Annotated in this window: 12 protein-coding genes; 9 read left to right on the plus strand and 3 right to left on the minus strand. The window is 66.1% G+C overall.

The window, feature by feature from the left end; translation table 11 throughout:
• Positions 1-81: 81 nt before the first annotated feature.
• Both ACQR1D_RS03130 and ACQR1D_RS03135 read left to right on the plus strand, forming a co-directional pair.
• Positions 82-1,008 (plus strand): efflux RND transporter periplasmic adaptor subunit, encoded by a 927-nt coding sequence (locus ACQR1D_RS03130; protein ID WP_434838201.1) that lies wholly within the window; start codon positions 82-84, stop codon positions 1,006-1,008.
• Positions 1,008-4,160, plus strand: coding sequence for an efflux RND transporter permease subunit (locus tag ACQR1D_RS03135; RefSeq protein ID WP_434838200.1), 3,153 nt, complete (start codon positions 1,008-1,010; stop codon positions 4,158-4,160). The genes ACQR1D_RS03130 and ACQR1D_RS03135 overlap by 1 nt, the downstream gene beginning before the upstream one ends.
• 24 nt (positions 4,161-4,184) lie before the next feature.
• Here the strand turns inward: ACQR1D_RS03135 and ACQR1D_RS03140 are convergent, their stop codons facing one another.
• A complete protein-coding gene (locus ACQR1D_RS03140; RefSeq protein WP_434838199.1) occupies positions 4,185-5,819 on the minus strand; it encodes a glycosyltransferase family 39 protein in 1,635 nt (544 codons plus the stop codon).
• 276 nt (positions 5,820-6,095) lie between these two features.
• The gene (locus tag ACQR1D_RS03145; RefSeq protein WP_434838198.1) at positions 6,096-6,770 is read right to left on the minus strand and encodes a Crp/Fnr family transcriptional regulator; all 675 of its coding nucleotides are present in this window, start codon (positions 6,768-6,770) and stop codon (positions 6,096-6,098) included.
• 212 nt (positions 6,771-6,982) lie between these two features.
• Here ACQR1D_RS03145 and ACQR1D_RS03150 point away from each other — a divergent pair, with 212 nt between their 5' ends.
• Both ACQR1D_RS03150 and ACQR1D_RS03155 read left to right on the plus strand, forming a co-directional pair.
• Complete coding sequence (locus ACQR1D_RS03150; RefSeq protein WP_434838197.1) at positions 6,983-9,064, plus strand: AsmA family protein; 2,082 nt, start codon at positions 6,983-6,985, stop codon at positions 9,062-9,064.
• A gap of 261 nt (positions 9,065-9,325) precedes the next feature.
• Positions 9,326-11,782 (plus strand): adenylate/guanylate cyclase domain-containing protein, encoded by a 2,457-nt coding sequence (locus ACQR1D_RS03155; protein ID WP_315801721.1) that lies wholly within the window; start codon positions 9,326-9,328, stop codon positions 11,780-11,782.
• Positions 11,783-11,917: 135 nt separating this feature from the next.
• Here ACQR1D_RS03155 and ACQR1D_RS03160 read toward each other — a convergent pair whose 3' ends face one another.
• Positions 11,918-12,475, minus strand: a complete 558-nt coding sequence (locus ACQR1D_RS03160; protein ID WP_434838196.1) for a MarR family winged helix-turn-helix transcriptional regulator — start codon at positions 12,473-12,475, stop codon at positions 11,918-11,920.
• Between the two features lie 167 nt (positions 12,476-12,642).
• Here ACQR1D_RS03160 and ACQR1D_RS03165 point away from each other — a divergent pair, with 167 nt between their 5' ends.
• From ACQR1D_RS03165 to fahA, 5 genes are all read left to right on the plus strand, one after another.
• Complete coding sequence (locus tag ACQR1D_RS03165) at positions 12,643-14,277, plus strand: FAD-dependent oxidoreductase (RefSeq protein WP_316238035.1); 1,635 nt, start codon at positions 12,643-12,645, stop codon at positions 14,275-14,277.
• Positions 14,278-14,290: 13 nt separating this feature from the next.
• Entirely contained in the window at positions 14,291-14,518 is a 228-nt protein-coding gene (locus ACQR1D_RS03170; RefSeq protein WP_315801718.1) for a DUF2783 domain-containing protein, read from the plus strand.
• A 27-nt stretch (positions 14,519-14,545) separates the two neighbouring features.
• Positions 14,546-15,502, plus strand: a complete 957-nt coding sequence (locus tag ACQR1D_RS03175) for an MBL fold metallo-hydrolase (protein ID WP_315801717.1) — start codon at positions 14,546-14,548, stop codon at positions 15,500-15,502.
• Positions 15,502-16,848: a homogentisate 1,2-dioxygenase gene (hmgA, locus tag ACQR1D_RS03180; RefSeq protein WP_316179256.1), complete on the plus strand. Its 1,347-nt coding sequence runs from the start codon at positions 15,502-15,504 to the stop codon at positions 16,846-16,848. Before ACQR1D_RS03175 ends, hmgA begins: the two co-directional genes overlap by 1 nt.
• Before the next feature lie 157 nt (positions 16,849-17,005).
• Positions 17,006-18,280: a fumarylacetoacetase gene (gene fahA / locus ACQR1D_RS03185; protein ID WP_315801715.1), complete on the plus strand. Its 1,275-nt coding sequence runs from the start codon at positions 17,006-17,008 to the stop codon at positions 18,278-18,280.
• Positions 18,281-18,288: the final 8 nt, after the last annotated feature.

Here is an 18,288-nt window from a genome sequence, read left to right on the forward strand (position 1 = left end):
CGCATCGCCTTGTCGGAGCGTCCCGCGCGGAATTCGCAGCATCCATAACCCGCATCTCGCGCCGACCGGATCCCCCTGCCGATGAAGCTGCCAAAATCCCTCAGAACCGCGGCCAGCGCGATCGTCTTCGTGGCCCTGGTCGCCGGCTATTACTGGTACGAGCATCGTCCCCATCACACTGCCGAGGAGCCGCCGATGCAGGCCCAGGTGCTTGTGACCAAGGCGGTGAAGGCCTGCTTCTCGGATCTCGTGCGCGTCACCGGCTTCGTCGTGGTCCGCCGCGAGGCGGTGGTCGGCGCCGACCAGGAGGGATCGCGGGTCATCGACGTTCTGGTCAAGGAGGGCGACACCGTTACCGAGAACCAGGAGCTGGCGCGCCTGACGCCGCCGCCGCAGCAGCCGGGAGCGCCGGCAGCGGCCGCGAGCCGGCCGGTGTCGCTGCGTGCGCCGGCCGCAGGACTCGTCACCGAGGTCCGCACGATCGCCGGTGCGCCGGCCTCGCCGCAGGCCGGCCCGATGTTCCGCATCGCCGTCAACAACGAGCTGGAGCTCGACGCCGAGGTTCCGAGCGTTCATCTCCTGAAGCTCGGCACGGGCGCGCCGGTGCGCATCACTCGTGACAACCTTCCCGACATTGTCGGCCGCCTGCGCGTGGTGGCACCGCAGGTCGACCGGACCACCCAGCTGGGCCATGTGCGCATCGCGCTGACCAGCAATCCGTCGCTCAAGCCCGGCATGTTCGCGCGCGCCAATATCGATGCCCGGCGGAGCTGCGGCGTCGCCGTGCCCAATACGGCGATCGATCATCTCACCATCCAGGTCGTGAAGGGCAACACGATCGAGACCCGCCGGGTGCGGGTCGGCCTGGTGTCGGATACGTCGAGCGAGATCCTCGACGGGCTGACAGAGGGAGAAATCGTGGTGGCCGACGCCGGCAGCTCGCTGCACGATGGCGACCAGATCAAGACCATGTTTGCCGAAGACATCGATCGCACGCGGGTACGCTGATGGCACTGAATATTTCGGCATGGTCGATCCGGAACCCGCTGCCGTCGATCCTCTTCTCCATCATCCTGCTGATCCTGGGCTGGATGAGCTTCACCAAGCTCGCGGTGACCCGGCTGCCGAACGCCGACATTCCGGTGATCTCGGTCGCGGTGGCGCAATTCGGCGCGGCGCCGTCGGAGCTTGAATCCCAGGTCACCAAGATCATCGAGGACGGCGTCTCCGGCGTCGAGGGCGCGCGCCACATCCAGTCGCTGATCACCGACGGCCTGTCGGTGACGACGATTACGTTCGCGCTGGAGACCAACACCGATCGCGCCATCAACGACGTCAAGGACGCCGTCACCCGGGTCCGTTCCGACCTGCCGCAGAACGTCACCGAGCCGCTGATCTCGCGCGTCGACAAGATCGGCCTGCCGATCGTCACCTATGCGGCGATCTCGCCGGGCAAGACCCCGGAGCAGCTGTCGTTCTTCGTCGACGACGTGGTCAAGCGCGAGCTGCAGGGCGTGCGCGGCGTCAGCCAGGTCGAGCGCATCGGCGGCGTCGAGCGCGAGATTCTGGTCTCGCTCGATCCCGACCGTCTGCAGGCCATGGGCCTCACCGCCGTCAATGTCAGCCAGAGCCTGCGCGGCACCAATGTCGACGTCGCCGGCGGCCGCGCCGAGATCGGCAAGAACGACCAGGCGATCCGCACGCTTGCGGGCGCCAAGACGCTGAACGAGCTGTCCAACACGATGATTCCCTTGTTCGGCGGCGGCGAGGTCCGGCTCGCCGATCTCGGGACGGTCACCGACACGATCGCCGATCGGCGCACCTTTGCGCGCTTCAACGGCGAGCCGGTGGTCGCGCTCGGCATCAAGCGCGCCAAGGGTGCCAGCGACGTGGTCGTCGCCGCCGCGGTACAGAAGCGCATCGACCAGGTCAGAGCCGCCCATCCCGATGTCGAGCTGAAGCTGATCGATACGTCGGTCGATTTCACCAAGGGCAATTACGAAGCGGCGATCTCGACCCTGTTCGAGGGCGCGATCCTCGCCGTCATCATCGTGCTGCTGTTCCTGCGTGACTTCCGCGCCACGATGATCGCGGCGATCTCGCTGCCGCTGTCGATCTTTCCGGCCTTCTGGGCGATGGATATTCTCGGCTTCTCGCTGAACATGGTGTCGTTCCTGGCGATCACGTTGTCGACCGGAATTCTGGTCGACGACGCCATCGTCGAGATCGAGAACATCGTGCGCCACATGCGGATGGGGAAGTCGCCCTATCGCGCGGCGCTCGATGCCGCGGACGAGATCGGGCTCGCGGTCATCGCGATCAGCCTCACCATCATCGCGATCTTTGCACCGGCCAGTTTCATGTCCGGCATCGCCGGACAGTTCTTCAAGCAGTTCGGCATCACCGTCTCGGTGCAGGTGTTCTTCTCGCTGCTGGCGGCGCGCTTCGTCACGCCGATGCTGGCGGCCTACTTCCTCAAGCACCACGACCATGACGATCCGCCGCCCGGATTCATCCTGCGTGCGTATCAGCGCATCGTCACATGGTCGGTGAAGCACTACTTCATCACGGTTCTCCTGGGCATCGGGATATTCGCGGGCTCGATCTGGAGCACGACCCTGCTGTCGCAAGGGTTCCTGCCTGCCCAGGACGCCGCGCGATCGCTGCTCGCGATCGAGCTGCCGCCCGGCGCGCAGCTCGCCTACACCGAAAAGGTGACGGAGGACATCGTCGCACGCCTGCGCAAGCGGCCCGAGGTCCGCAGCGTGTTCGTCGACGGCGGCCGGCTACAGGGCGCGATGGAGGTTCGTCGCGCCGGGATGATCGTCAACTACACGCCGAAGACCGAGCGCAAGATCACCCAGAAGGAGCTCGAGCTCGAGATCACCAAGGATCTCGAGACTATTCCGGACATCCGCTTCTGGTTCACCGACGAAAATGGTCTGCGCCCGATCAAGCTGGTGCTGACGGGCTCGGATCCCAAGCTGGTCGACAACGTTGCCAGCGAGCTCGCGTCGCAGATGAAGCGGATTCCGATCATCTCCAACGTCGTGTCGGACACCTCGCTCGACCGGCCGGAGTTGCGGGTGCAGCCGCGCGCCGACCTGGCCGCGCGTCTGGGCGTGTCGACAGAAAGCCTGTCGCAGACCATCCGCGTCGCCACGATCGGAGATGTCGGTCCCGCGCTGGCGAAATACGATGCCGGCGGCCGCCTCGTCCCGATCCGGGTGCAGCTCGAGGATGCGGCGCGCAGCGACGTGAAGATCCTCGAACAGTTGCGGGTGCCGCTCGGGCAGTACGGCGAAAAGGGCGGTGTGCCGCTGGCGGTGGTCGCCGATATCAAGCTCGATCAGGGCCCGACCAGCATCAGCCGCTACGATCGCGGGCGGCAGGCCACCGTCGCGGCCGACCTCGTCGGACTTGCGGCGCTCGGCGATGCGACCAGGCAGATCGACGAGCTGCCGGTCAGAAAGAGCATGCCGGCCAGCGTCAAGCTGATCCCTTCGGATGATGCCGAGAGCCTGAACGAGCTGGCGTCCGGCTTCATCACGGCGATCACGGCAGGGCTGATGATCGTCTACGCCGTGCTGGTGCTGCTGTTCGGCACCTTCCTGCAGCCGATCACGATTCTGTTCTCGCTGCCGCTGTCGATCGGCGGGGCGATCGGCGCGCTGATGCTGACGGGCAAGCAGCTCACGATCCCGGTCTATATCGGCATGATGATGCTGATGGGCATCGTGACCAAGAACGCGATCATGCTGGTCGAGTTCGCGGTCGAAGCGATTCATGCCGGTGTCAGGCGCGACGAGGCGATCATCGACGCCGGCATGAAGCGGGCCCGTCCGATCGTGATGACCACGATCGCGATGGTCGCCGGCATGATGCCGAGCGCGCTCGCGGTCGGTGCCGGCGGCGAGTTCCGCTCGCCGATGGCGCTCGCGGTGATCGGCGGCCTGGTGTTCTCGACCGTGCTGTCGCTGTTGTTCGTGCCGGCGATGTTCCTGGTGATGGACGATGTCGGCGCGTTGTTCGCCCGCCTCGGCCGCAAGCTGATCGTCTCCTCCGGCGAGACTGCCGACGAGGCGCAGTCCGGACATGGGCCGGAGGCGGGGCATCAGCCAAAGCCGCCGCCGTCGGCGATGTCGCCGGCCGCGGAATGAGATGACGTGCTGGAACGTGCTGTTTCAGTTCGCGGTCGAGGGCGTACGGCGGCGCGCGCTGAGATCGTGGGCCACGTTCGGCGCGCTGTCGACTGGCGCGGTGGTCTCAGGCGGAACGATCAGTGCAACGAAGCCCTGGCTCGCGCCCTCCAGGCCGAACAGCTTGGTCCGGAGCGTGAAATCGGCCCGTACCGAACGTCGCGCCTGCGCTGCCGCGGCTTGCATGCCGGAGATGCAGGAGATGTCGGTGTCGTAGCACAGCGCCGCCCAGCCCTGCGCAGTCAGCTCTTCTGACGGAGGGTGCAGCTCGTGCGGGTGCACAAGCGCCATTTCATAGTGCGGGTGGTCGGGACTGTAGAACGCGGCGGCAAAGGCGAGGCCGTCATCGCCGCCGACGGCGACAAGGGCTCCGTTCGACGCCGTATGCCACAGGCGGTCGAGCTCGGTCACGGCCGGCTCGTAGAAATCGCGGCCCTCGTTCAACGGAACGTAGTTCCGGTACAAGGCATGGAAGGGCGCTACGACTGTGGCCGCGAATGCCGCGATCGCGATCGTCGCAGCGGCGAGATTGATCGTGACGTCGCGGGGGGCGTGATAGCTCGCGCCACACACGATCACGATGACGAACAGGAAGACGCCCTGCAGGCCCCAGAGCGGCGGCATGTCGGTGCCGAACACGATCGAGACCAGCGCGGGGAACACCACGGTCCCGATGCTGATCATCGCCAGCAGCCGGAGTCCGGGGTCGAGGCTGAGCGCATCGTTCAGCACGCGGGTGGCGCGGGGCCGGGTCATGGCGAGCCATATGAGGCCGGGGATACCGGCGATGCCGGCCATCGCCAACAGGAAGCCGCTGCCCTCGACCAGGGCGGCCGAGGCGGTCTTGCCGACGTGATGCTCGATCGCATGCGAGAACGGCTGGGCGCCGGTCGTGGCGAGCCAATAGATATGGGGGGCGAGCGCGACCAGGCCGGACAGCGCCGCGATCCAAGGCGCGGACGAGATGAAATAGGCCCGACGCTCGCCGTGGCACAACGCCGCGACCGCAAAGCCCGCGATCAGGAAGACCGAGTAGTACTTGCCGAGCATGGCGAGCGCCGCGGTCAGGCCGGCCGCGACGGCCCAGCCGACGTGACGTGTCTCGAACGAGCGCAGGAAACACCAGGTCGCCAGCGGCCAGCTCGACAGCAGCACGGCGTTGGCGTTGAAGCGTTGCGCGTGCAGTTGATAGACCGGCAGCAGCATGAGCAGCAGCAGGACGACCAGGCGCTTGTCACCGCGCGCGAAACGCCGGGTGATGAGGTCGACGGCCCAGAGGCCGACCGCCGCGTTGGTCAGCGCCAGCAGGTTGAACGACCAGTTGGTCAGCGGAAACACGGTGGTCCAGGCCCGCGCGGCCCAGCCCATCAGCGGCGGATGCTTGGTCGAGCCCCAGTCGAAGCTGCGTCCGAGCGACCAGGTCTCGATCACATCCTGATGGAGATCGCCCCCCAGATAGGCGACCGAGAAATACACCATCCAGACCGCGACGAACCCGACGATCAGGGCCGGAACGGCCCAACCGTCCTCCACGGCGTCGATCCAGATCGTGAGAACTCTGCGCCACCGGCCTACCGAACCACTGGCCTCGATCGCGATCGCCGGCAACGCAAGACTCATGACTTCGCTTCCACCACGCTTGTCTGGCGCGCAAAGCCCCACCCCGCGCACCGTCCGTGCGCGAGCCCGTGGAGTTCATCGCTGCCGGATTGAACCCTGTTAGAACTGTTAAAAAGAGTTCATGTCGCAAATTGTGAGGCGTGGTGGCCCAATTGCGATCATCTTTGGCCGATGCTGATACGAAACGATGCACGACGGGCAGTTCCCGCCATGGACTGGACCCGCAATCGACAAATTCGCGGTGAACGACGCTGCGCGCTTGCCGCGCTCGGCCAACTAATCGTTGCGTGCGATCGTGTTCAGCCTGGTCAGGTCATGCAGCAGGATGCGGCCGCGTTGCAGATCCAGGATCTTGTCCTTGCGCCAAGCCTGCAACTGGCGGTTCACGCTTTCGCGCGCCGCGCCGACGAAGACGCCGAGCTGTTCCTGCGAGATGTGAACCTCGGAGCCGAAATCCTCCGCCAGCGCGCACAGCCGGCGTGCCAGCCGCACCGGCAGCGGCTGCAGCACGGATTCCTCCATGCGCTCGCTCTGCCAGCGGATGCGCTGGCACAGCAGCTGAATGATCCTGATCGCCACCTTGGGCTCGCGTTCCAGGAAACTGAGGAAATCCTCGCGGCGGAGCACGAACAGCTCGGTTGCTTCACCGGCGGTGGCGTCCGCCGTGCGCACCTGCCCGTCGAGCACGGCGACCTCGCCGAACAGATCGCCGGGCCCCATGAAGTTGAGCGTCAGCCGGCTGCCGTCAGTGGCACCGGTCTCGATGCGAATCTGGCCGCGCCGCACCCCGAACAGGGCATTGCCGGGGTCGCCCTTCTGGAACAGTACCTCGCCCGACGACAGATGCTGAGTGTGGCAGAGGCTCGAGATTCGCTGCAACTCGTCCGCACCGAGGTCGGCGAACATCGGGTTCATCTTCAGAATGACCGCAAATTCGGCCTGCTTGCTCATCACTATACCTTCGGCAATGGTTCAAAGCCTCAGTTACAGAAACCCCCTGGTCGGAAGTGTGTCATAAGTCACATAATGACGCACGGGCTTCCGACTATTTTGGTCGCGCTGGGAGCGGTCTTCGTTCCGAGAAAATTTCGGATTGAACCGGGTCGGCATTGCCGCACGCTAACCGGTGGAGACCGCTCGCGCCTCGCGCTTGGGACATCGACATGAAGGCATTGAAGATCGCAGGCGGTTTGATTGGCGCCGTCATCGTCGTGCTGGCTCTGGCGCTGGCTTTTGGACTTCCGGCGAGCTTCCTTACGGTGGCCATCCAGGACCGCGTCGAACGTGACACCGGCTATCGCCTGAGCATCGCCGGCTCGGCAAGCGTCAGTCTGTGGCCGTCGCTGCATGCAACCCTGACGGACATCACCGTGCAGGATCCGAAGGAGCGGGACGGCAACAATCGGCTGACGATCGGCAAGCTGCAGGCTGACGTGGCGCTGTCGAGCCTGTGGTCCGGCCGGCCCGACATCGGCGAGATCATCATCGACAAGCCCACACTCTATCTGCCGCTGCTGCGCGAGCGGCTGCGGGAAAATGCGCCGCGCAGCCGTGCCTCGGCGAAGCCAGAAGCGGCGCCTGCGGCCCGGATCGAACGGGTTACCGTCAGGGACGGCGCCGTCATCCTGTCCAACCCGCGCGACCGCGTCGAGAATCGTCTCGAGGGCATCGGCGCGACGGCGTCTCTGTCCGATGGCAAGGTCAAGATCACGGGTACGGCCCGGGCCGGCGACCGCCCGGTCACGTTCGACGTCACAGCGCCGGCGCCGGCGCTGCCGATTGACCGCCAGACCCTGCCGGTCGAGTTCAAGATCGACGTGGCCAATGCATTCCGCGGCGGTCTTGCCGGCCGCGCCGACGTTCGCCTGAATGGCCCGGTGGTGATGATCAACGGTCTCAGCGGAACGCTCGGCGATGGCGATTTCAACGGCTGGGCCTCGGTCGATCTGGCGAGCAAGCCGCTGGTGAAGGTCGATCTCGACGTTCGCCGGCTCGACTTGGGAGCGCCTGCCGCGCAGGGCTCTGCCGGCGCGTCGGGATGGAGCACGGCGGCAATCGATTTGCGCGGTCTCAACTACGTCGATGCCCGTGTGAAGCTGTCGGCGACGGACGTCGTTCTCTCCGGGGCCCGTCTCGGTCCGCTCGATCTCGAAGCCTCGCTGGCCGGCGGCCTGCTGAAGGCGACCATCGCCAATCTCGGCGCCTATGAGGGGCAGGCCAGTGGCGAGGTCGTGATCGACGCCTCCACGGGCAATCCGGCCTATGCGATGCACTGTGATCTCGTCGGCATCCGGGCGCTGCCGCTGCTCTCTAACGTCGCCGGATTCGACAAGCTCGATGCGCGGATGCAAGGCAAGCTCGCCTTGCGCTCCAATGGCGCCAGCCAGCAGGCGATCATGAGCAACCTGAGCGGCTCGGCGTTCCTGTTGTTCCAGGACGGCGCGATCCGCGGCATCAACGTTGCGCAGATGATCCGCTCATTGACATCCAATCCGCTGTCGGGATGGCAGGATTCGAAGGAACTGACGACCGATCTCACGCAGCTCTCGGCCTCGTTTCAGGTCGAGCGCGGGCAGGCCGCCACCAGTGACCTTAATTTGGTCGGACCGCTGGTCAAGGTCGCCGGTACGGGGACGATCGATCTGGGCAATCGGGCGCTGGCGATGCGGGTCGAGCCGAAGCTCGTGATGACGACCGAGGGGCAGGGCCGCACCTCGGAGCCGATCGGCCTTGGGATTCCCGTCGTCATCGACGGCCCCTGGAGTCAGCCGCGCTTCTACCCCGACATGGCCGGCATCCTCGACAATCCGGACGCGGCCTACGCCAGGCTCAAGCAGATGGGCCAGGGCCTGTTCGGCAAGGACGGAGCCGGGCTGAACAATTTGATCAACGGCATCGGCGGCCTGATCGGAAATTCTGCGCCCACCGGTGCTGCTGGTCCGAACGGCGCGCCGTCAGCGGCAGCCCCGAATGGGCAGGCCCCGGCCCCCGGCCAATCCGACCTGCTCGGCGGCGATCTCGGATCGGCGATCGGCAATCTGATTCAGCAAGGACTGCAGGGCGCGTCGCCGCCCGCCAAGAGCCGCGGCCGTACGCTGGTTGCGCCCCAGGACGGCGCTGTTTCGCGGCCTCCGGGCGACGCCGGCCAGGGCGCGGCAGAGGCCGCTCCCGCCGAGCCCTTGCAGGACGGTGCCCAGGACAGCCAGCCGATGAACGACGTTCTGAAGCGCATCTTCAATAGGTAATATATGACCGCGACCGGCCGAGTCCGCGAAGGATGTCCCCCGAGCGGTGGATGCAATTCAGGGCCAGCCGCACGATAACGAGGCGCGCGAGCGCGCGCGGCGTGGGCGCCGCTGTGCATGCCATTCTGTGCTAAACGGATGCCGGCGACGGATCGTCTCGCACCCGAGCGGTCCCGTCTCCGAGGTGTTGCTGCCGCGAGGACGGCAGCGGACGCGCCTGTCCGAGGCTGACCTCGGCGATGATGCGCGTGAGGGGTCCGGATGAGCGAGGTCGAGAACAGAGGCTGGTCGTTGCGGCAGGGCCTGTTCGCCAAATACGTCGTGTCGCTGGTCGGGCTCGTCGTGTTCGTCCTGGCCGTGAACGGCGCGACCGAAACCTGGATCAGCTATCAGTCCACCAAGGCGAGCCTGACCGCCGCCATGGCCGAAAAGGCCGACGCCAGCGCCCGGCGGATCGATCAGGCGCTCTCGGATCTGCAGCGGCAGATCAGCTGGGTGACGCGGGCGAGCGCCAACACGCTGGAGCTGCGCCGCGCCGACTATGTGCAGCTGCTGAGTCAGGCACCGGCCGTGCGGCAGTTGTATCAGCTCGACGGACAGGGCCGCGAGCAGCTCAGGGTATCGCGCACCTCGATCTCGTTCTCCTCGGGCAACGACCTGTCGCGCGATCTGCGCTTCACCGACACCGTCACGCATGGAAGCAGCTTCTCGGCCGTGACCTTCAAGGGCGCGCAGCCGATGATGTCGATCTCGGTCGCGCATTCCGGCTTCAATGCCGGTGTGACCGTGGCTGACATCGATCTCGACTTTCTCGAAGACTTCATGACCGAGGCACAGGTCGGCAAGGTCGGCACCGCCTACGTGGTCGATCCGCGCGGCCAGGTGCTGGCGAGCTCCGCGAAAGGGCCGGCCGTCGGCCAGGACCTCGCCAAGCTGCCGCAGGTCGCGGCGGTGCTCGCGCCGGATGGCCAGCCGCTGGCCTCCGGCACGGACACCGCGGGGCATGCCGTGCTCTCGGCGGTCGCGACGCTCCCCAAGCTCGGCTGGTCCGTGTTCTTCGAGCAGTCCACTGCGCACGCGCTGGCGCCGATCCGGGACCAGCTGTTGCGTGGGGCGCTGTTGATCGCGCTCGGTCTTGCCGTGGCGATCCTCGCGGGCTCGCTGCTGGCGCGCCGCATGCTCGTTCCGATCACCGCATTGCGCGCCGGCGCGCGCAAGCTCGGCGCGGGTGACTTCGCCCAGCGCATCGAGGTGAAGACGCATGACGAGCTGGAGGAGCTCGCCGATCAGTTCAACAGCATGGCCGGCCAGCTCGCGCAGTCCTATGCCGTGCTGGAAGCCAAGGTCGAGGAGCGGACGCGCGATCTGGCTCAGTCGATCAATGAGCTGAAGGTGCTCGAGGAGGTCGGACGCGCGGTGGCCTCCTCGCTCGATCTCAATGCCGTGCTGCCGACGGTGGCGGCGCGCGCGCTGGAGATCACGCATGCCGATGCCGTGCTGATCTATTCCTACGATGCCGCGGAACGCCGCTTCAGGCTGGTGGAGGCCAAGGGCGTCGACCGGGACGGCGCGCACAATGTGCTCGACGAGCGCACGAGCCTGCTCTCCGATTCCGTGCGCAGCGGCGAGCCGATCGCGATCGCCGAGCTTGAAAGCGCACCCGATCACCCGCTGCGCGATGTCGCCGTCGCCGCCGGCTTCCGCGCCGTGCTGTTCACGCCGCTGGTCGATCAGCAGGGCGTGCTCGGCGCGCTGGTGGTGCTTCGGCGGGCGGCCGGCACGTTCCCGCCGAACCTGATCGGACTGATGCGGACATTTGCCAACCAGGCCGTGCTGGCGATGCGCAATGCGCGATTGTTCACCGAGGTCGACCAGAAGGGCCGCGAGCTGGCGCTGACCCACGCCACCGTGCAGCAGCAGGCCGCCAAGCTCACCGAGCAGACCGAGCAGCTGCGCGAGTGGAACAAGTCGCTCGAGGAGCGCGTCGAGAAGCAGCTCGCGGAGATCGAGCGGATCAGACGGCTGGAGCGCTTCCTGGCGCCGCAGGTGGCCCAGATCATCGCGTCGTCGGATGGTCACGATGCGCTGCTGGAAAGCCACCGCCGCGAGGTCACGGTCGTGTTCTGCGATCTGCGCGGCTTCACCGCGTTCACCGAGACCACCGAGCCCGAGGAGGCGATGAACGTGCTGCGCGAATATCACGCCGCGCTCGGCAAGCTCATCTTCAAATATGAGGGCACGCTCGATCGCTATGCCGGCGACGGCGTGATGATCCTGTTCAACGCGCCGATCCCGTTCGAGGACCACACCACGCGCGCGGTGAGGATGGCGCTCGAAATGCGCGAAGAGATCGGACAATTGACCGAGCGCTGGAAAAACCGCGGCCACAGCCTGGGGTTCGGCGTCGGCATTGCGCTGGGATATGCGACGCTCGGCCAGGTCGGCTTCGAGCACCGGCTGGAATATGCCGCGATCGGCAGCGTCACCAATCTCGCCTCGCGGCTGTGCGACGAGGCCAAGGCGGGACAGGTGATCGTGTCGCGTCGTGTCTACGGCGTGGTCGAACAGTCGGTCGACGCCAGGCCGATCGACGACCTGCATCTGAAGGGATTCAACCACCCGGTGCTGGCGATGGAGATTTTGCGCTGGCGGGGAGAGGGTATCGACGTGTTGGACGTCCCAGCGGAGCCGCGGCGTTCGTCGGCGACCAACAAGTAGGGTGGGCAAAGGCGCCTGGGCGGTGCTTGTTGCTTGGCAGCAGTCTCACGCGCCGCGCCCACCGTCTCAATCCGACGAAGAACGGCGGGCACGCGCCGCCTCCGGCGGCGCTTTGCCCACTCTACACCTTGGCAACTAATAGGCCTGCTTCGCGTCGGCCTCCTCGCTGGTCTGGATCAGGTCGAGGCTCGCCTCGATCTTGCCGATCAGGCGGTCGAACGTCCTGCGCTCGTCGCCGGACAGGCATGCCATGATTTCGCGCTCGCGCTGCTGCAAACGCGGGATCAACTCCTCGTACAGCGTCTTGCCCTTCCGTGTGAGGCGCAGGCGGAACTCGCGGCGATCCTCGGTGTTCTCGACCCGCTCGATCAGCCGCCGCTCCAGCAGCGACGTCACGGCCCGGCTGATGGTCGATTTGTGCGTGCGGGTGCACGCTGCGACATATTGCGCGCTGCAGGCCTCGCGGCGGAAGCCGAGCGTCGCCAGCACGCGCCATTCCGGAATGTCGAGCCCATAGCGCTCGCGATACTCGACGGCGAGCGCCGCGCTGACCTCCGCGGCCAGACGGTTGAGCCGGAATGGCGCGAACTTGAACAGGTCGAGCCGCTCGTCGTCCTGCGGCACCGCGGCATTTCGGTCATCCTCGACCGGCTTCGCCTGCTGCCTGGACGCCGCGGGAGATGGCTTCGCCAAGATCGCGCTCCGATTTTTGAGTTGACGCGGCCGAAGCCGTCGGCTTTAGAATAGTTGCAGGTGAGACTATCTGGCAAGACGGCCAGATGGCCTCGCCCGAGGAAATGTCGGTCGCTTCGAAAATCGTCGCGTCGAAAAGTCCAAGAAAACCACAAGGCGAGCAAGCCATGGTGCAGGCCAATCCGGGGCAGGGCGCGGGCCAGGCGAAGGTTCAGTTCGGCTATCATCGGCACGAAGACCAGGATCAGGCCACGCCGGCCGCGCATCCGGTCGTCGTCGTAGGTGCGGGTCCCGTCGGGCTGTCGTTCGCGATCGATCTCGCGCAGCGCGGCCATGCGGTGGTCGTGCTCGATGATGCCGATCGTATCGGCGAGGGCTCGCGTGCGATCTGCTTTTCGAAGCGCTCGCTGGAATATTGGGATCGGCTCGGCGTCGGCGACCGGATGGTCGACAAGGGCGTGGTGTGGAACGTCGGCCGCATCTTCCACGGCCCGTCCGAGCTCTATCAGTTCAACCTGTTGCCGGAGCCCGGGCACAAGCGGCCGGCCTTCATCAACCTGCAGCAGTTCTACGCCGAGGCCTATCTGGTCGATCGCGTCAACGCGCTGCCGGCGATCTCGCTGCGCTGGCGCAACAAGGTCACCGCGCTCGAACAGCGCAATGATCACGTGGTGCTGACGATCGAGACGCCGGACGGCCCGTATCGGCTGTCGGCGCAATATGTGATCGCCTGTGATGGCGCGCGCTCCTCGCTGCGCCAGATGGTCGGCGCGGGCTTCTCCGGCAAGGTGTTCGAGGATCAGTTCCTGATCGCCGACGTCAGGATGACGGCCGAATTCCCCACCGAGCGCTGGTTCTGGTTCGATCCGCCGTTCCACGCCGGACGCTCGGCGCTGTTGCACCGGCAGCCGGACAATGTCTGGCGCATCGACCTGCAGCTCAGCCGCTATGCCGATCCCAACGTCGAGAAGCAGCCGGAGAATGTGCGGCCACGGATCGCGCGCATGCTCGGCCATGACCAGTTCGAATTCGAGTGGATCTCGCTCTATAAATTCCAGTGCCGGCGCATGGAGCGCTTCATTCATGGTCGCGTCGTCTTCGCCGGCGACTCTGCCCATCAGGTTTCGCCGTTCGGCGCACGCGGGGCCAATTCGGGGCTGGAGGATGCCGAGAATCTGGCCTGGAAGCTCGATCGCGTGCTGCGCGGAAGCTCGCCCGCGGCGCTGCTCGACACCTACCATCTGGAGCGAAGCGCGGCGGCCGACGAGAACATTCGCGAGTCGACGCGCGCGACGGATTTCATGGCGCCGAACTCGCACCAGGAGGCGCGGCTTCGCAAAGTGGTGCTCGCGCTCGCCCGGGATACCGAATTCGGCAAGCGCATGGTCAATGGCGGCCGGCTGTCGGTTCCCTCGGTCTACGAGACGCCGCTGTCGACCGAAGATGACGAGGCCTGGGAGACCGGACCGCGCCCGGGGACATCGATGCCGGATGCGCCGCTGAAGGCAGCCGACGGACGGCACCTCCATCTTACCGATGCGTTCAACGCTCAGGGCCGGCGCTTCACGCTGCTGTCGTTTGCCAATGGTGAGGCGATCGACGTGCCCGACGATGTCGGTGTCATCCGCGTCGGCGACCCGAATGGCCTCACCGATGGCGAGGGCTTCGCGGTCAAGCGTTACGGTGCCAAACCCGGCACATCCTATCTGCTGCGTCCGGATGGCTATGTCGCGGCGCGCTTCCGGCACCCGAGCCGCGCCGCGATCGCGGCGGCGGTCGCACGCGCCTGCGGCCTGAACTGAGGAAGCCGCAACGATGACGCTCTCGACCGCCTCCAATTTCCCCAAGCCCGACGATGCCTTCCGCGCCATTGTCGAAGCCCATCGCGGCCTCTCGGACCTCGAAAGCGCCGACCTCGATGCGGCATTGGTCCTGATCCTCGCCAATCACATCGGCGACATCGGCGTCCTGCGCGACGCGATCACGCTGGCGAAACGCAGCATGGCTGATGCCGGTCAACAGCAACAACAACAGCAGCAATAGGCTGCCGCGCACACAAGGAATGAACTGATGGCGAAAGGTTTCGCTTCCACGACGGATCTCACCGAGAAGAAGGTGACCTTCTCCGAGATCGGCCCGGATCTCTATGCCTTCACCGCGGAGGGCGATCCGAACTCGGCGGTGATCGTCGGCGATGACGGCTGCATCGTGTTCGATGCGCAGGCGACGCCGGCGATGGCCAACAAGGTGATCGAGCGCGTCAAGACCGTCACCGACAAGCCGATCAAATATGTCGTGCTGTCGCATTACCACGCGGTGCGCGTGCTTGGCGCTTCGGCCTATCACGCCCAGGGCATCGTCGCCTCGCAGGAGACGCGCCGACTGATCGTCGAGCGCGGCCAGCAGGACTGGGATTCCGAATACGGCCGCTTCCCGCGCCTGTTCCAGGACGCCGAGAGCATCCCCGGCCTGACCTGGCCGACGCTGACTTTCGAAGGCGAGATGACGATCCATCTCGGCAAGCGCGAGGTGCAGCTGATCCAGCTCGGCGCCGGCCACACCTCCGGCGACATCGTCGCCTGGGTGCCGGACGCCGAGGTGATGTTCTCCGGCGACCTCATCGAATATCATTCGGCCTGCTATTGCGGCGACGCCTATCTGCGCGAATGGCCGTCGACCTTGAACGAGATCCGCGACTTCAATCCCAAGGCGATCGCGCCCGGTCGCGGCGATGCGCTGAAAGGCGAGGCCACCGTGCGCGAGGCGATCGCGATGACGCGCGACTTCGTCAGCTCGCTGTACGGCGCGGCCGAGATGTCGGTCGCGAAGGGACGCAGCCTGAAGGAATCCATGGCCGCCACGCGCGACGTGATGGACCCGAAGTTCTCGAGCTTCGCGATCTACGAGCACTGCCTGCCGTTCAACGTGTCGCGCGCCTATGACGAGGCCAGTGGCATCGACGATCCCGTGATCTGGACCGCCGAGCGCGACCGCGAGATGTGGGCCCGCCTGCAAGGAGAAGGATGATGAACGTCAACACATCGCCTGACCAGCTCAACCGCGCCACGGGGCAGGTTACGCCGGGCTACATGTCGGGCTTCGGCAATTCGTTCGAGACCGAAGCGCTGCCTGGTGCGCTGCCAATCGGGCGCAACTCGCCGCAGCGCTGCGCCTATGGTCTCTATGCCGAGCAGCTCTCGGGCTCGCCGTTTACGGCGCCGCGCGGGTCCAACGAGCGCTCATGGCTGTATCGCATCCGTCCGTCGGTGAAGCATTCCGGCCGCTTCACACGCGTCGATGCCGGGCTGTGGCGCACCGCGCCCTGCCACGAGCAGGAGATCACGGTACAGCAGCTGCGCTGGGATCCGACTCCGATGCCGTCGGGCGAGGTGACGTTCCTGCAGGGCGTGCAGACCATGACGACGGCGGGCGATGCGGCGACGCAGGCCGGCATGGCGACGCATGTCTACGTCATCACCAGGTCGATGGTCGATCAGCACTTCTACGACGCCGACGGCGAGCTGATGTTCGTGCTGCAGCAGGGCCGCCTGTTGTTCGTCACGGAGTTCGGCCGCATCGATGCCGAGCCCGGCGAGATCGTCGTGATCCCGCGCGGCGTGAAGTTCCGGGTCGAGATTCCGGCCGGACCTGCGCGCGGCTATCTGTGCGAGAACTACGGCGGCGCCTTCACCCTGCCGGAGCGCGGCCCGATCGGCGCGAATTGCCTTGCCAATGCCCGCGACTTCCTGACGCCGGTGGCGTCGTATGAGGACAAGGACACCCCGACCGAGCTCTATGTGAAGTGGGGTGGCGCGCTGTTCAAGACCGAGCTGAAGCACTCTCCGATCGACGTCGTCGCCTGGCACGGCAACTACGCGCCCTACAAATACGACCTGCGCACCTTCTCGCCGGTCGGCGCGATCGGCTTCGATCATCCCGATCCGTCGATCTTCACCGTGCTGACCTCACCGTCGGAGACGGCGGGCACCGCCAACATCGACTTCGTGATCTTCCCGGAGCGCTGGATGGTCGCTGACAACACCTTCCGCCCGCCGTGGTATCACATGAACATCATGTCGGAGTTCATGGGCCTGATCTACGGCGTCTACGACGCCAAGCCGCAGGGCTTCGTGCCGGGCGGCATGTCCTTGCACAATTGCATGCTGCCGCACGGCCCGGACCGCGAGGCGTTCGATCACGCCAGCAATGGCGAGTTGAAGCCCGTCAAGCTCACCGGCACCATGGCCTTCATGTTCGAGACGCGCTTCCCGCAGCGGATCACCAGGCACGCAGCGGAGTCCGGCACCTTGCAGCCTGACTATGCCGATTGCTGGAACGGACTGGAGAAGCGGTTTGATCCGAACAGGCCTTAGCGCGAACTATGTCAATGCCGTCATGGCCGGGCTTGACCCGGCCATCCACGTCTATCGTCCCGCCGGCTAGATGGATGCCCGGGCCTTCGCGCCGAAGCGGCTTCGGCCGCGCAGGCGGGTCAAGCCCGGGCATGACGACCCGGTTTGGAGAAGCATTTTGACCCACCCCAACGACCCCTCACTCCGCTCCTTCATTCCGGCCGATCCGGCCTCGGACTTTCCGATCCAGAACCTGCCCTATGGCGTGTTCTCCGCCGCCGATTCGCCGAAGCCGCGCGTCGGTGTCGCCATTGGCGATTTCGTGCTCGATCTCGCCGTGCTCGAAGATGAGGGCCTGCTCGACCTGTCGCCGGCCTATGAGGTGTTCGCGCAATCCTCGCTGAATGCCTTCATGGCGCTCGGCCCCGCCGTGTGGTCGAAGACCCGCGCGGCGATCAGCGCACTGCTGCGCCATGACAATCCGCGCCTGCGTGACGACAAGCCGCTGCGCAGCCGCGCGCTGCTGCCGCGCAACGACGTCAACCTGCACTTGCCGTTTCACGTCGCCGGCTACACCGACTTCTATTCGTCGAAGGAGCACGCCACCAATGTCGGCGTCATGTTCCGCGGCAAGGACAACGCGCTGCAGCCGAACTGGCTGCACATGCCGATCGGCTATAACGGCCGCGCGTCGACCGTGGTCGTCTCCGGCACCAAGGTGCGCCGGCCGCGCGGGCAGCTGAAGCCGCCGAGCGCCGACGTGCCGAGCTTCGGCCCGTGCAAGCGGCTCGATTTCGAGCTGGAGATGGGCGTCGTCATCGGCCAATCATCTCCGCTCGGCGAGATGCTGACCGAGGCGCAGGCGGAGGCGATGATCTTCGGCTTCGTGTTGCTCAACGACTGGAGCGCGCGCGACATCCAGCAATGGGAGTACGTCCCGCTCGGGCCGTTCCAGGCCAAGGCGTTCGCGACCTCGATCAGTCCATGGGTGGTGACATCAGAGGCGCTGGAGCCGTTCCGGGTGGCCGGGCCAACGCAGGACCCGGTGCCGCTGCCCTACCTGCAGCAGAAGGCCGCGCAGAACTACGATCTCGCGCTCGACGTCGCCTTGCGTGCGTCGGGCAGCAACGCCGCGCAGACCATCGCGCAGACCAATTTCAAGTACATGTACTGGTCGAGCGTGCAGCAGCTGATGCACCATGCCTCGTCAGGGTGTGTCATGAGCGTCGGCGATCTCCTGGGGAGTGGCACCATCTCCGGCCCGGAGAAGCACCAGCGCGGGAGCCTGCTCGAGATCAGCTGGAACGGCACCGAGCCCATCGAACTCGCCGGCGGCGTGAAGCGCACGTTCCTGGAGGACGGCGATTCGCTGGTGATGCGCGGCTGGTGCCAGGGCAACGGCTATCGCGTCGGCTTCGGCGAGGTCGAAGGCACGATCGTCGCAGCGGAGTAGCCGCCCCA

This window comes from Bradyrhizobium sp. HKCCYLRH2047 (genome assembly GCF_051168175.1).
GTDB lineage: Bacteria > Pseudomonadota > Alphaproteobacteria > Rhizobiales > Xanthobacteraceae > Bradyrhizobium.

Coding starts and splice junctions, on each gene's coding strand:
- ACQR1D_RS03130 (WP_434838201.1), top strand. CDS start 82: ATGAAGCTGCCAAAATCCCTCAGAACCGCGGCCAGCGCGATCGTCTTC.
- ACQR1D_RS03135 (WP_434838200.1), top strand. CDS start 1,008: ATGGCACTGAATATTTCGGCATGGTCGATCCGGAACCCGCTGCCGTCG.
- ACQR1D_RS03140 (WP_434838199.1), bottom strand. CDS start 5,819: ATGAGTCTTGCGTTGCCGGCGATCGCGATCGAGGCCAGTGGTTCGGTA.
- ACQR1D_RS03145 (WP_434838198.1), bottom strand. CDS start 6,770: ATGAGCAAGCAGGCCGAATTTGCGGTCATTCTGAAGATGAACCCGATG.
- ACQR1D_RS03150 (WP_434838197.1), top strand. CDS start 6,983: ATGAAGGCATTGAAGATCGCAGGCGGTTTGATTGGCGCCGTCATCGTC.
- ACQR1D_RS03155 (WP_315801721.1), top strand. CDS start 9,326: ATGAGCGAGGTCGAGAACAGAGGCTGGTCGTTGCGGCAGGGCCTGTTC.
- ACQR1D_RS03165 (WP_316238035.1), top strand. CDS start 12,643: ATGGTGCAGGCCAATCCGGGGCAGGGCGCGGGCCAGGCGAAGGTTCAG.
- ACQR1D_RS03170 (WP_315801718.1), top strand. CDS start 14,291: ATGACGCTCTCGACCGCCTCCAATTTCCCCAAGCCCGACGATGCCTTC.
- ACQR1D_RS03175 (WP_315801717.1), top strand. CDS start 14,546: ATGGCGAAAGGTTTCGCTTCCACGACGGATCTCACCGAGAAGAAGGTG.
- hmgA (WP_316179256.1), top strand. CDS start 15,502: ATGAACGTCAACACATCGCCTGACCAGCTCAACCGCGCCACGGGGCAG.